This is a genomic window from Nocardia yunnanensis, from assembly GCF_003626895.1.
Classification (GTDB): Bacteria; Actinomycetota; Actinomycetes; order Mycobacteriales; family Mycobacteriaceae; genus Nocardia; species Nocardia yunnanensis.
Genome location: NZ_CP032568.1, coordinates 4,259,354 through 4,273,072, shown reverse-complemented (window position 1 = coordinate 4,273,072; position 13,719 = coordinate 4,259,354). Strand labels below are relative to the sequence as shown.

Annotated in this window: 11 protein-coding genes and 1 pseudogene; 6 read left to right on the top strand and 6 right to left on the bottom strand. The window is 70.0% G+C overall.

The genetic code is table 11. The features are described 5' to 3' along the window. Positions 1-155 precede the first annotated feature (155 nt). The 4 genes from D7D52_RS20020 to D7D52_RS20005 all read left to right on the top strand — a co-directional run bounded on the left by D7D52_RS20020 (position 156) and on the right by D7D52_RS20005 (position 6,102). The gene (locus D7D52_RS20020) at positions 156-3,164 is read left to right on the top strand and encodes a crotonase/enoyl-CoA hydratase family protein (RefSeq protein ID WP_246023177.1); all 3,009 of its coding nucleotides are present in this window, start codon (positions 156-158) and stop codon (positions 3,162-3,164) included. A 125-nt stretch (positions 3,165-3,289) separates the two neighbouring features. Next, a complete protein-coding gene (locus tag D7D52_RS20015; RefSeq protein ID WP_120738559.1) occupies positions 3,290-4,192 on the top strand; it encodes an alpha/beta fold hydrolase in 903 nt (300 codons plus the stop codon). Positions 4,193-4,270: 78 nt separating this feature from the next. After that, positions 4,271-5,476 carry a sensor histidine kinase gene (locus D7D52_RS20010; protein WP_120744290.1) on the top strand — a complete coding sequence of 402 codons (1,206 nt, stop codon included), beginning with the start codon at positions 4,271-4,273 and terminating at the stop codon, positions 5,474-5,476. After that, a complete protein-coding gene (locus D7D52_RS20005; protein WP_120744289.1) occupies positions 5,473-6,102 on the top strand; it encodes a response regulator in 630 nt (209 codons plus the stop codon). The genes D7D52_RS20010 and D7D52_RS20005 overlap by 4 nt, the downstream gene beginning before the upstream one ends. Before the next feature lie 30 nt (positions 6,103-6,132). Here the strand turns inward: D7D52_RS20005 and D7D52_RS20000 are convergent, their stop codons facing one another. The 3 genes from D7D52_RS20000 to fadD11 form a co-directional block, all read right to left on the bottom strand. Further along, on the bottom strand, positions 6,133-6,786 hold the full coding sequence (locus D7D52_RS20000; protein ID WP_120738557.1) for an enoyl-CoA hydratase-related protein: 654 nt from the start codon (positions 6,784-6,786) through the stop codon (positions 6,133-6,135). A 29-nt stretch (positions 6,787-6,815) separates the two neighbouring features. Then, positions 6,816-7,421 (bottom strand): TetR family transcriptional regulator, encoded by a 606-nt coding sequence (locus tag D7D52_RS19995; protein ID WP_120738555.1) that lies wholly within the window; start codon positions 7,419-7,421, stop codon positions 6,816-6,818. A gap of 174 nt (positions 7,422-7,595) precedes the next feature. After that, positions 7,596-9,407 (bottom strand): fatty acid--CoA ligase FadD11, encoded by a 1,812-nt coding sequence (fadD11, locus tag D7D52_RS19990; RefSeq protein WP_120744288.1) that lies wholly within the window; start codon positions 9,405-9,407, stop codon positions 7,596-7,598. Positions 9,408-10,073: 666 nt separating this feature from the next. Between fadD11 and D7D52_RS19985 the strand changes: the two genes are divergently transcribed. Further along, a complete protein-coding gene (locus D7D52_RS19985; protein WP_120738553.1) occupies positions 10,074-10,847 on the top strand; it encodes a class I SAM-dependent methyltransferase in 774 nt (257 codons plus the stop codon). A 34-nt stretch (positions 10,848-10,881) separates the two neighbouring features. Here D7D52_RS19985 and D7D52_RS19980 read toward each other — a convergent pair whose 3' ends face one another. The 3 genes and pseudogenes from D7D52_RS19980 to D7D52_RS40370 form a co-directional block, all read right to left on the bottom strand. Next, entirely contained in the window at positions 10,882-11,607 is a 726-nt protein-coding gene (locus D7D52_RS19980; protein ID WP_120738551.1) for a DUF4232 domain-containing protein, read from the bottom strand. A gap of 196 nt (positions 11,608-11,803) precedes the next feature. Beyond that, a complete protein-coding gene (locus tag D7D52_RS19975) occupies positions 11,804-12,766 on the bottom strand; it encodes a hypothetical protein (protein ID WP_246023176.1) in 963 nt (320 codons plus the stop codon). A 58-nt stretch (positions 12,767-12,824) separates the two neighbouring features. Continuing rightward, a pseudogene (locus D7D52_RS40370) lies at positions 12,825-13,217 on the bottom strand (protein kinase domain-containing protein); the annotation flags it as partial. A 31-nt stretch (positions 13,218-13,248) separates the two neighbouring features. On the opposite strand from D7D52_RS40370, the gene D7D52_RS19970 reads away from it, so the two are divergent. Beyond that, positions 13,249-13,689 carry a Fur family transcriptional regulator gene (locus D7D52_RS19970; RefSeq protein WP_120738549.1) on the top strand — a complete coding sequence of 147 codons (441 nt, stop codon included), beginning with the start codon at positions 13,249-13,251 and terminating at the stop codon, positions 13,687-13,689. Positions 13,690-13,719 lie beyond the last annotated feature (30 nt).

Below are 13,719 nucleotides of genomic sequence, written 5' to 3'. Positions count from 1 at the left end.
CGCCGGCAAGCGCGGGTGTGCGCGTGAGGCGTGAATTCGGTTGCCGGGGGCGCGAAGTCGGCCGGTGAACGGCGTTCACTCTTCCCGTGGGTGGCGGTGGCCGATACGGTGAGGGCGCAAGGTGGTTGGCAGAACCCTCAGCGAGGAGGTGGGCCGTGACGGCGGTGCCGGGTGTAGGGCGGGTGCGGGCGATGCTCGCGCAGGGGCGCGCGCGAGGCGTGGCGTTGGGGCGCGGGGTGCGCGCCGGCGGCCAGGTGCTCGACAGTGTGCGCCGCGATCCGCGGCTGTTGCGGGAGCTGATCGCCGGATTCACCGGCTCGGCCGACGCGGCGCCGGTGCCGCCGCCCGAGCATGTGCCGCCGGCCGGGTTGTCGCAGTACACGCGCACCGCGCACGCGCACACCGAGCTCACGGTGGGGGCGGCCTCCGCGCTGGCGTATCTGGTGCAGTTGTCGCGGCTGCCGGAGTGGGTGGTGTTTCATGCCGGGTGGCGCGGGGATCCGCCGCCGGTCGCGGCGGTGGGCGTGGAGTACACGCAGGTCGCCAAGTTCATGGGCATCCCCGCGGACGTGCGGTGGCTGGTCAGCGAGGTCGGCGACCACGGCCTGATGTTGCGGGGGCGCGGCCCGCAGGGGCTGGGTTTGGGATTGTGGATCACGGTGTCGGCCAACGGATCCGGGTCACGAGTGTATGTGGATGCCGGATTGTCGGGGCAACCGATCGAGGGCCCGCTGGGTGCGACGGTGGCCCGCGCGCTGGGTGAGGCGTTACAGGAATCGCTGACCGCGCTGCCCGCCGCGCTGGCGGCCGCCGCCCCCGCCACGGCATCCGAGGCCGGCCGGGTGGATCGAAAAGCGGTGCGCCATCGCGCTTCCGGGGCGGTGCTGGCGCCGACGACGCCGGTGCTGGTCGGGGTCGGGCAGGTGGTGGCACGCACCCCGGAGCCGGGATACCCCGATCCCGCGCAGCTGGCGGCGCGGGCGGTGCGGGCCGCGGCCGCCGATACCGGTGTCGCCTCCCCGGACGCGCTGCTGGCGGGCGCGCAGGCGGTGTTCGCGGTGGCGCCGACGTCGTGGCAGTACCGGGATCTGGGTGCGCTGGTCGCCGCGCAGGTGGGCGCGCAGCGCGTGGATACGGTGCAGTCGAGTCCGTTCGGTGGTGACGGCGGCCAGCTGGTGATCAACGAGGCGGCCGCGGCGATCGCGGCCGGCGACTACGACCTGGTGCTGGTGTGCGGCGCGGAAGCCGGCGCCACCCAGGCCGCCGCGCAACGCGCGAACATCGAACTCGATTGGCCGCGACAGGATCCGGGTGTGGCCCCCACTCGCACGGTCGGTATCGACAAGGCCGCCAACAATGCCGCGGAGTCCGCGGCGGGGTTGCAGGCGCCGATCAACATGTACGCGCTGCTGGAATCGGCCAACCGGTTGCGGTCAGGCCGCACCCGCGAGCAGCACGCCGGCGAGGTCGCCGAGCTGTGGTCGCGGTTGTCGGCGGTGGCCGCGGCCAACCCGAATGCCTGGCAGCCCCAGGAGTTCTCGCCCGCGCAGATCGCGACGGTCACCGACGACAATCGCCTGATCTCGGCGCCCTACACCAAACTCGAATGCGCCAACCTGACCGTCGACATGGCCTCGGGCATCATCGTGTGCTCGGCCGCGGCCGCCGAAGCCGCCGGTATCCCGCAGGACAAGTGGGTGTTTCTGCACGCGGGCGCCTCGGGCACCGACGAGTGGTTCGTCAGTGAACGCAGCGAGTTGGCGGCCTCCCCGGCGATCGCGGCGCTGGGCGCGGCGGTGTTCGAGCATGCCGGCATCACCGCCGAGCAGCTCACCCACATCGATCTGTACGCGTGTTTCCCGGTGGCGGTGCAGATCGCCGCGCGCGAGCTGGGATTGCCGATCGACGACGGCAAGCGGCCGCTGTCGGTGACCGGCGGGCTGACCTTCGGTGGCGGGCCGGGCAACAACTACGGCGGCCACGCGGTGGCCACGCTGGTGCAGCGGTTGCGGGCCGAGCCGGAGGCGTTCGGGTTGGCGACCTCGCTGGGCTGGTATCTGACCAAGCATGCGCTGGGGGTGTATTCGGCGACGCCGCCGGTGCGCGGCTACCGGCATCTGACCCCGGTCATCGAACATCCGCCCGCCCGCAAGGCCCTCACCGGCTACGACGGTGAGGCGGTGGTGGAGGCCTACACGCTGCCCTACGGCCGCGACGGCCGCCCCGAGGCCGCCATCGTCAGCCTGCTCACCCCGCGCGGGGATCGAGTATTGGTGCGCACCACCGACTCCGACACCCTCGACGCGTTGACCGGTCAGGACTGGCTGGGACTGCCGGTGACGGTGTCGGGAGAAACATTGACCGCGACCGGCAGCGAGCGGGTGGCGTTGCCGGCGCCGCCGCCGGCGCCGGTGCTGCTCGAGCGCCGCGACCACATCATGATCATCACGATCAATCGGCCGCACGCCCGCAACGCCATCGACCTGGCCACCGCGCGCGGTCTCGAGCGCGCGATCGACGCCTACGAGGCCGACCCGCACGCCCGTATTGCGATCCTCACCGGCGCGGGCGGATGCTTCAGTGCCGGAATGGATCTCAAGGCCGCCGCCCGCGGCGAGGTGCCGGTCACCGACAAGCGCGGCATCCTGGGCCTGGTGTCGGTGCCGCCACGCAAACCGTTGATCGCCGCGGTGGAGGGCCCGGCGCTGGCGGGCGGGTGTGAGCTGGCGTTGGCGGCGGATCTGATCGTGGCGGCGACGGATTCGAGTTTCGGTCTGCCGGAGGTCAAACGCGGCCTGGTCGCCGTCGGCGGCGGCGTGCTGCGATTGTCGCAGCGACTACCGCGGGCACTGGCGATGGAGTTGGCGTTGACCGGCGACCCCATCACCGCCGCCCGCGCCGCCGAGATCGGATTGATCAACCAGGTCGCGCCGCCGGGCGGCACGCTCGAGGCGGCCCTGGAATTGGCGGGACGGGTGGCGGTCAACGCGCCGTTGAGCATCGACGCCTCCAAACAGATCATCGAGCAGGCCCCCGACTGGTCGGTGGCCGAGGCGTTCGGCAAACAGGGCCAAGTGGCCGCGGCGGCCTTGTCGTCCCAGGACGCCGCGGAAGGCATGCGCGCGTTCGTGGAGAAACGTCCACCGAACTGGCAGGGCCGCTGACCTCACATGCCGGACCGCCCGCTGCTGCCCGCCCGCTGCAATGAGCGGGCGGCCGCCGCGGGGCCGGGGCCGGGGCGTGGTGTCGGGGACGTGGATTACCGGGGTTCGAGCAGGAAAGTACGGTCATGACAGGTGATCTCACCGATTCCACGCTGCGGTTGGCGCGCGACGGGTTGACGTTGACCGCGCGCCGCGCGGGCGCGGTGGACGCGCCGCTGGTGCTGCTGTTGCACGGATTTCCCGACACCCCACACAGTTGGGACGGGGTGATCCCGGCATTGGTGGCGGCCGGGTATCAGGTGGCGGCGCCGTGGTTGCGCGGCTACACCCCCGCCTCCGCCGCGCGCACCGCCCGCTACGACCTGATGGCCGTCGCCGCGGATGTGGCGGCGTGGGCGCACGAGATCGGCGCGCCGCGCACCCATCTGGTCGGTCACGACTGGGGTGCGTTCGCGGCGATGCTGCTGGCCAAGCAGCAACCCGAGCGCTGGCAGTCGTTGTCGCTGTTGGCGATTCCACCGTTCGGGGGCGGGGTCGCGGCGGGCCTGTGGCGGCATCTGCCCCGCCAGGCGCTGTTGTCGTCGTATATCCCGGTGATGCAGTCGGGCTACTCGCCGGCGCTGCTGACCCGCCGGGACGCCGCGTTCGTGCGCGCGTTGTGGCGGCGCTGGTCACCGGGCTGGGATTTCGGTGACGACCAGTTCGCGCCCGCGGCGGCGGTGTTCACCGATCCGCTGATGGCGTGGGCGACCACCCGCTACTACCGGTCGCTGGTGACGCCCTGGCGCGGCCCGACGCGCGAATTCCGCCGGTGGCTGATGGCCCCGCCCGCACCCCTGCCCACCCTGGCACTGGCGGGTGCACGCGACGGCTGCCTGTCACCGCCGCTGCACCGGCTGCTGTCGCAGCACGCCGGCGCCCAGCACGTGCAGCTACCGGAGTGCGGACATTTCCTGCAGGCCGAGCGACCCGACGCGGTCGCGGAAACCCTGCTCGCGCACCTGCGCGCCGCCGACTCCCCACGCTGACCCCGTATCGCGGGCAATCGTGGTGTTACCGCGACCCGTGTGCGCCGGCCGGGGTGCGGGTTGTTTACCGTGGGTGTGGTGATCGATCTGCGTGATCGCGCGACCCGCTGGACGGCGGCGCGGTGGCTGCCGCTGCTGGGCACTCCGGTGTTGTTGGCGGCGAGCACTTTTCCCGGCGAATACCGCGTCCCCGCGGTGTACTGGCTGCTTGCGGTGGCGGCGGGGCTGGTGTTCGCAGTCGGCGGGCGACATCCGTTGGTGGTGTCGCTGGTGTTGTCGGGGTTGGCGGGCGCGATGTTCGTGATCCCGGCGTGGGGGCCGTCGGAGCTGGTGCCGTATCTGGGTGCGGTGGCGCTGGTGGAGGCGGTGATGCGCGCCGGTGATCGGGCGGCGGCGGCCGCGACGCTGGCGTGGGGGTGCGCGTGGGTGGCCGGGCATTGGGGCGGGCACGATCCGGCGTTCTGGCGGGGTGCGACGTTCGTGGCGGCCGCCGCGTATGTGGGATTGCCGCTGCTGGCGGGATTGTGGTTGCGCGGGCAGCGGCGGCTGACCGCGAGCCTGGCCGCGCGCGCGAGCGAGGCGCAGATCCGCGCCCGCGCCGAGGAACGCGCCGCGCTGGCCCGCGAGCTGCACGATCTGGTCGCCCACCATATGGCCTCCATCGTGGTGCGGGTCAAGGTCGCCGACCGCGTACTGGGCGACACCGACCCGCGGGTGCGGGAGGTCCTCGACGATGTCGGCGACACCGCCTCGGGCGCATTGACCGATATCCGCCGCCTGCTGGCGGCGCTGCGGGACCCGGTGCTCGACGGGGTGCCGCTGCTGGACGCGAGCGTGGTGCGCGCCGAGATCGACGGCGCGGTGGAACGGGTGCGCCAAGGCGGTTTCGATGTCGACGCCACCATCGACACCCACCTCGACGGCCTGGATGCGATCGCCCGCTTGACGCTGCTGCGGCTGGTGCAAGAATCGCTGACCAACGTCATGAAGCACGCCGACCGGCGCACGCGGGTGCGGATCGTGGTGGCGCGCACCGACTCCGGCGTGCACCTGGCCGTCACCAACCGCTCGCGCGACACCCACCGAGCAACAAGCGACACGCACGGCAGCGGACACGGCCTGGCCGGGATGCGCGAACGCGTCGTATTGGTCGGCGGTCGCCTCGAAACCGCTGCGCGCGAACATGATTGGGTGCTCGAGGCGTGGCTGCCCGCGACCTCGGGCGAGATCGCGGCCGCACCGACAGCATCGGCAGCGCTTGCGGACGGGGTGGTGTGGGCGTGATCGGGGTGTTGCTGGTCGATGATCAGCGGCTGGTGCGGGCGGGGTTGCGGATGCTGGTGGAGGCGACCGCGGATCTGCGGGTGGTGGGGGAGGCCGCCGACGGGCTGTCCGCGGTGCGAGCGGCCGCGGAATCGAGCCCGGATCTGGTGTTGATGGATCTGCGTATGCCCGGCATGGACGGGGTGGCCGCCACCCGCGAGATCCGGGCCGCAAGCACCGCGAAAGTGCTGGTGCTCACCACCTTCGACGATGACGAGCACCTGTTTCCGGCATTGGCGGCCGGCGCGAGCGGCTATCTGGTCAAAGACACCGACCCCGACACATTGCTGGCCGCGATCCGGCGAGTGATGGACGGCGAACTGCTGTTCTCCCCGCCGCTGCTGCGCCGCCTGATCGCCCGCGCCGTCGCCGCCCCGGCCGACACCCCCACCGCCACCGTCGCGCTCACCGCCCGCGAGGAGCAGGTCCTGGACCTGCTCGGCCAGGGCTGCTCGAACACCGAGATCGCCCAACACCTGCATCTGGGAGTGACCACCGTCAAAAAGCATGTGGCGCATCTGATGGACAAGACCGGCTGCGACAACCGGGTACGGCTGGCGGTGTTCGCCGTCCGGCGAGCCGGGTGAGCCTCACCCCCTGGCCACGTGGGCTGAGCCTCACGCCCCGGCCAGGGCGCTCAGCGCGCCGGCGAACATGGTGGTTTTGATCGCGGCCATAGTGGGCTGATCCTTGCCGCCCAGTGGCGCCAGCAATCCCAGCGCGGTCGCGGTGAGCGTGTCAGCGGGGGCGGTGGCGTCGACGAGGTCGTAGGCCAGCGCATCGGGTGCGGTGAAGCGGCGCCCGGTCGTCATGGACGCGATCGCGGCCTTGGGGGTGAGTTTGGCTTGGATGAGCGCGGCGATCCCGGCGGTGAACGGGATGCGGATATCGGCTTCGGGGAAACAGAAATACCCGCGATCGGCGCGCATGACCCGATAGTCGTGCGCCAACGCCAGCATGGCGCCCGCCCCGAAGCTGTGCCCGTTGAGGGCGGCGGCGGTCGGCAGCGGAAAGCTCAACAGCCGCGCCAGCAGCGAATGCACCTGCGCCACATACCATTCGGCGCGGTCACCGTGCGCCGAGAGCCAGCCCAGATCCAGACCGTTGGAGTAGAACTTGCCGGTGGCGGTGGTCACCAGTGCCTGGCTGCCGTCGGCGAGGACGGTATCGAGCAGCTCACCGGTCTCGGCGAGAAAAGCGGGGGAGAAGAGGTTTTCTCCGTCACCGAGGTCGAGGACGGCGATCTTGTCATGATGCGACAGGGTGGGCATGGTTCTTCTTTCTCACTGCGGGGGAGAGGTCAGCGCCGGCGGGCGGGGGCGGGTCCGAGGTCGAGGATGGCGTGCACGGCGGCACGCAGTTGCCGCGACGCCAGGGGAGTGGTGAGGCGGTCGCGGTCGAGCAGGATCGCGGTCGGCAGATCGACCAGGCACAACGTCATGGTGTCGACCGCGGCGGCGTCCGCGCGATCCCACAGTCCCCGCGCGAGCGTTTTCATCAGCTCGACCAGCGTGGTCTGGGTGCCGGTCAGCTCGGTGCGCAGTGGCTCGGGCAGCTCACCGCCGAGCAGGTCGTCGCGGCGGATACGGAAGAACAGCTGGGTGGAGGCCGGGTAGGTCTGCGCGAACACCGCGGGCGCACCCGCGGCGGCCAGCACCGCCTCGACGGGATCGGTGGCGGCGGCGACCAGCTCGGCCTGCAAGGCCAGAAACCGGTGGGCGGCGCGAATCCAGGTGCGCCCCACCAGTTCCCCGCGGGAGCCGAAGCTGTGATACAGCGCGCCGTTGGACATGCCGGTGGCGGCGGCGACCGCGCGGATGGTGACCGCGGCGGGGCCCGCGCTCACCGCCAGCGCCTCGGCGGCATCGAGCGCGAGATCCAGATCGTGGATACGAGGACGGGGCACCCCACGACCATAAAAGAGCATGTGCTCTGTTATGAAGGGGTGCGCGACAAATTCCGCCACACAACACACCGGCCCCACATCGCACCCACTCAGCGCATCGCACCCGCTAAGCACATCGGCCGCGCTACCCCCGCGAAGGGAGGGTAACGCGGCCGAAGACCAGGGCGGACCGAGTCACACTGTGGCGGTGGGCTTTTCGGGTTCGTGCACCCCGTCGGCGAGACTGGGCGCGTAGAGGGCGTCGATGACGGTCGCGTACTTCTGCGCGATCGGCTTGCGCCGCAACTTCATCGTGAGCGTGACCTCGTCGCCGCCGGGCTCCCAGAACGTCGGCAGAATCGTGAACCGCTTGATCTGCTCGATCCGCGACAGCTTCGCATTCCCGGCCGCGACCCCGCGCGCGATCTCGCCGATGACGTTCTTGTCGGCGGCCAGCGCGGCCGCCGACGCGTCCGCGAGCCCGTGCGCGGCCGCGTACGGACCGGCCGATTCGGCGTCCAGCACGATGAGCGCGGTGTTGTAGGGCCGGTTGTCGCCCACGGTGACCAGCGCCCCGATCAGCGGGGTGGCGGCTTTGATGGTGTTTTCGATATTGGCCGGCGACATGTTCTTGCCACCGGAATTGATGATGAGTTCCTTCTTGCGGTCGACCACCCGCAGATACCCGTCGGCGTCCTCGGTGATGATGTCCCCGGTGGCCAGCCACCCCTCACCATCGAGCGCTTCGGCGGTCTTGGCGGGCTCCTTGCGGTATTGGCGCATCACCAGCGGACCGCGCACGAAGAACTCCCCGTCCGCACCGATCCGCGACTGCAAGCCGGGCAGCAGTTTGCCGACCGTGCCCAGCCGCGCCTGCGCGGGCGGGCTCACCGACACGATGCACGTCAGCTCCGACATCCCCCACACCTCCGAGATCGGGATCCCCAGCCCGAAGAAGAACCCGAGCGTTTCCGGCGGGATCGGCGCAGCCCCCGACAGCGCCCATTTGAGTTGATCCAACCCCAGTTTCGCCCGCAACGCCCCCAGCACCGCGGCATCGGCCCGCTCCCATTCCGCGGCCTGCACCTCATCCAACGCCACCCCCGCCAAATGTGCGGCCGCCTTGCGCCCGGCCACCTCCAACGCCCATTCCAGCGCGGCGCGCCGGCCCGGATCGGTTTCGGCGGCCACCGAATACTCCACGGCCGCTTTGAGTTTCTCCCACACCCGCGGCACCGCACCCCAGATGGTGGGGTGCACGTCGGCCAGCGCGGCCGGCAACTGGGTGCGGTCGGGCACGACGGTGATCTGGGTGCCGAAGTATTCGTGCAGATACAGGTTGGTGACCCGATCGGCCATGTGCGCGGTCGGCAGGAACGAGGTGATGCGATCACCGTGCTCGACCGGCATCACCGAGGCGTAGGCGTGGCATTCGAACGCCAGGCTGGCGTGGGTGATCTCCACCCCCTTGGGGTTACCGGTGGTGCCGGAGGTGTAGCAGAGGGTGACGATGTCCTCGCCGGTGACCGCCTGCCAGGTGGCGTCGAAATCGAAATCGCTGCGCCCGAGCTGTTTGAGCTGCGCCACGGTCAGCGTGCCCTGCACCGCGGCGTCGATGCACACGATGGTGCGCATCGCCACCCCGCACGCACGGATCTTCTCGACGTACTGCGCCTCGCAGATCACCACCTGGTTGCCCGCATTGGCGAACACATAGTGCAGCTGCTCGGCCGAGAGCGTGTTGTACACCGAGAACGAGGTCGCGCCGGTGTGCTGGGCGCCGACCTCGAGGGGATAGAACTCGACCCGGTTGCTCATCATGAACGCCACCGTGTCCCCGCGCCCCACCCCCAGCGCCGCCAACCCCGCCGCGACCTCCCGCACCTGCGCCGCATACTCGCCCCACGTCAACGATTGACCGCCGCCGATACTGCGCACCGCGACGGCGGCCGGATCCTTGGCCGCGGTCGCCTGGAACGCGGCGGGGGAGGTATTCGGTTGATTCATCACAGTTCTCGCTCCACTCAGCAACAACAACCCTGCTCCGACGGTAAGCGCCGCACGCGGGTACGCGTGGAGAATTCGGACGTATCTCCCGCATCCCAGGACGATCCCCGCGAGGCAATCCGGTGTTCGCGCGCATCGGTCGTTTAGCGTTAGCGCAGTCACCCCTCGTCGCTCTCACAGGAGGAAGCCGTGTCGCAAACCTCGCGAATCGGGCCCGGCGGCAACGGTTTCCACCATCCAGCCAGACCACCCCATTACGTCACTGTGACGTTTACATGCCGGGGAAGAGCGAGCCCGAGGGGAGTGGCCGCCAGATCGAGAGGGCTCGAGACCACCGGCCCGAAGGCGGCACAGACCACAACCGGAGACACTCGGCTGATCAGGAAATTTTACGGCCAGAGACAACTTGGCCGAAATATTTGATTTCAGCACCGATGCGCTGGATAGCGACGGAGTGTGCAGCACATCGCAGCACACACGTCCGAGCGCGCACATCGCCGGCCGACCGGGTACGTACACACGAATACACAACGCGCGCAATAACTTTCAAGATCAACTCCGGTCCCGTATCCGCGCCGATAATCAACATTATGTAAAGTTGAATGTTGGGGTGGATCCCCCGGCAGCTCTTGATCGCCTCGACGGTGCCCGCGCACCATCGACGATATGAGCGCAAAGGATATGAGCGCAGACCTCGACCTCGACTGGCACGCCTGGTTGCGCCGCTGGGACGCCCAGCAGCAAGGGTATGCCCCCGAACGCGCCGTGATGCTGGACGCGGTCGCCGACCTACTCCCCGCCGCGTTCGTGGCGGTCGATCTCGGGTGCGGTCCGGGCGCGATCGCTCAGCGGCTGCTGCAACGGTTTCCGCGCGCCCGGGTCGTGGCCGTCGACCTCGATCCGGTGATGATCGCCCTCGGACGGGGCGCGCTGGGGACGATGGCGGGCCGGCTACGCTGGGTCGAAACCGATATCGCCGACCCACAATGGCTGACGGCGCTCGGTGAACCACAAGTCGACGCCGTGCTCAGTACCACTGCCCTGCACTGGCTTTCGGCCTCGGAGTTGACTCGCCTGTACGCCGATCTGGGTCGGCTGCTGCGGCCGGGCGGAGTGTTTCTCAATGGCGACAATCTCGGGTTCCCCGCGCAATTGCCCACCTTCGACCGGTTGGCGCAGCGCGTGTCGGCGCGGCAGTGGTCGGATGCGGCGTTCGCCGCGCGCGGGATCGAGACGGCCGAACAGTGGTGGGAGGCGCTGGGGCGGGAGCCTGCGATGGCGGCGTTGATCGCGGAGCGGACGCGGCGTTTCGCCGGTAAGCAGCGGCTGGCGCCGGTGGACGTCGAGACGCATGTGAGGGCGCTGGACGCGGCCGGGTTCGGGGAGGTCGGCACCGTGTGGCAGGTGCTGTCGGATCGGGTGTTGCTCGCGCTGCGCTGAACGGCGGCGCGAGCGGTCCCGCTCCCCCGTGCGCTCACATCGGGGTGACGGCGCGCACCAGCAGCATGCGTTGCGGGCTGGGGCAGATCAGGCTGTCCCAGGGCAGCCACATGGATTCGGTGTTGTCGGGCGGGTAGACGCGCAGGGTGCTGGTGCGGATCGCGGCGCAGTCGTTGACCTGTTTGGGGTAGGTGATGAATTCGAACTGCGCGGCCGCGCCGGGGGTCAGCACCACCGGGGTGACCTGGGGTGCGCCGGCGCCCTGGTCACGTTGGGCGGGTTCGCCGATCGGGTCGCCGGTGGGTCCGTTGGTTTGCGAGACGCCCGGGAATCCTTGGATGACACAGGTTTTGGAGCTCTTGTTGATGAAGCGCAGGAACCAGTCGCCGCCCACCGGGCCGCCGACACCCTTGTCGAGCACGATCTGCCCGGTCACGCATTTGGCGGGTGTGGCGTCGGCGGGGACCGTGGTGGGGGGCGCGCCCGCGCCGGGACCGTCATGGTCGATGCCGCCCGCGACGCTGGTGGTGATGGGTGCCCCGGCCCCCGGGCCGTCGTGGTCGATGCCGCCGGGCTGGGTGGCTTGCCCCGGTTGCGTGGTCTGCCCGGGCTGTGGCTGTCCGGGCTGGGTCGCCTGTCCGGTGGTTTGCGCGGCCGGTGTGGTGGTCGCGGGCCCCGCGGAGGTGTTCGGGTCGCATCCGCTGACGGAGATGGCGGCGCTCGCCGCGAGCGCGACGACGGCCAATGACTTGATCCGCATGAGATCCCCTCGAAGTTCGGTACTGCCCAACCGTTTCCATGTGCAAGCAACACATCGAACCCCTGACCCACCCGTTACGTGACAGCATCACCACCCGCAGCCGTAATCGCCTGCGTTCCAGCGCACTTCACGATTTCACCGCCCAGAATGCCCAGTTCCGGATACCTTCGAGCAAAGCGTTAACAGTCCCCCACCGTCAGTTGTGCCCCAAGAATTGGGGGCCCTGGGGGCCTGAGACACGAGGATCCGGGACGCGCCCCGCGATCATCGCCACGAGCACCATGACCACAGCGGCCGTCAGATACCAGAAGGCGCTCGCGTAGTGCAGCAGCCAGTCGTGCCGCAGCAGCATCTGCGAGACCGCTTCCAGCAGCGTGGTCACCAGAAAACCGAACAGGCCACCGGCCGACATCCAGGCCAGCACCCGAAAAACCGGCCGCCCCCGCTGAATTCGCGCACACAGCCCGCAGGCGGCGGCAACGGCCAGGATCGCAGTGAGAATCACCGGCGCGTTCACCACCCACAGCGGCGTCGCCGATCCGGGCGCGGCCAGCACGGTCGACAGACCCCGCCGATGCGACTCGTCCACCGGCACGAACGACCCGGCCAGCGCCAACGCGGTCGCGGCGAGCAACAGTACCGACCCGGCGACATCGCCGGCACGCCGCGGTGTGGGCGCGACAGTCCGCTCCCCCACGAACACGCTCAGCGCGGCGCCCACCGCGATGACCGCGACCACTGCAAGCACCCAGAAGCCGGCTTTCGGTGTGGTGACGAACTTTCCGAGCGTTTCGGTGTACCCGCTCGGGTAGTGCCGGGTGCTCATGGTGTCGATGTCGCCGGCTTTCAGTGCGAGCACGAAACCGACCGTCGTGGCGGCGACCGCGCTCGACATCCCGGCGGCCAGGGCACCGAACCGGCGCACGCCTCGATGCGTGGCGCCCACACCGGCCAACAGCAGCAATCCCGCGAGGAAGGCGGTGAACGCACTCAGCGCCAGCGCACCCGCCAGCAGGTGCGCTGCCCAGCCGTAGCCTTGAATCGCGGTGTGCCGCCAGCTGTCCCACACCTCGAGGCGCTTCCCGTCCCGGGCGGAAGACACGCTGCTTCGGGTGCACAATGTCAGCGGCGCGGCCACCACCGTCAGGACTGCCGTCACGAGCAGTAGCGCACCGGTCACTCGTTGCAGCGCGGGAACCGGGGTGGGAGGGTTTGACGTCACGATGCGTGATGCCGCGGCTGTGCGCGAAGTCCAGCGCGGCGGCGGTCTCGGCGAGAATCCGAACGGCCCGCTCGACGGTCAGTGCGCGCGGGTCCAGCCGGGCGGCGTCGCCGCCGTCGACGTAGGGCATCGCGATCCACAGCCGACCCTCGGCCATCCCCCGGTCGCGGACGGCGAGGATGTTCGGATGGTCCAGGCGCACAACCGTATTGGCTTCCCGCTGGAATCGGGCGCGCACCTCGGGGTCGGCGGAGAGCTCGGCGGTGAACAGTTTGAGCGCGCTCGGCTGCGGCCGGCGCGGATGTCGCGCAAGATGGACCGTGCTCGTCGCGCGGTCGGCGGCGGCGCGGCCAGCGGGGTTCGCAAGTCCGCTCGACGCAGACTTGATTCATTCCAGAAAAAGGGGCAGACTTTGCGTCGTGCCCACGCCTACGGATTTCGAGCGCATGTTGCGCGGGGCCGCTTTGCGTGTGACCGCACCGCGGCTGGCGGTGCTGACCGCGGTGCACGAGCATCCCCACTCCGACACCGAATCCATCCTGGGCCTGGTCCGCCGCACCCTCGGCGGAGTCTCGCACCAGGCCGTCTACGACGTCCTGCGCGCACTGACCAGCGCGGGACTGCTGCGCCGCATCCAACCCATGGGATCGGTGGCCCTCTACGAGACCCGCGTCGGCGACAACCACCACCACGTGGTGTGCCGCTCCTGCGGGCAGATCGCCGACGTCGACTGCGCCGTCGGCGACGCACCCTGCCTCACCGCCTCCGACAACCACGGCTTCGCGCTCGACGAAGCCGAGGTCGTCTACTGGGGCCTCTGCCCCGAATGCACCAAAACCGCTGCCACACAACAAAAGTAGCGCCCAACCCCGTGGTCGACAGCCCGGATC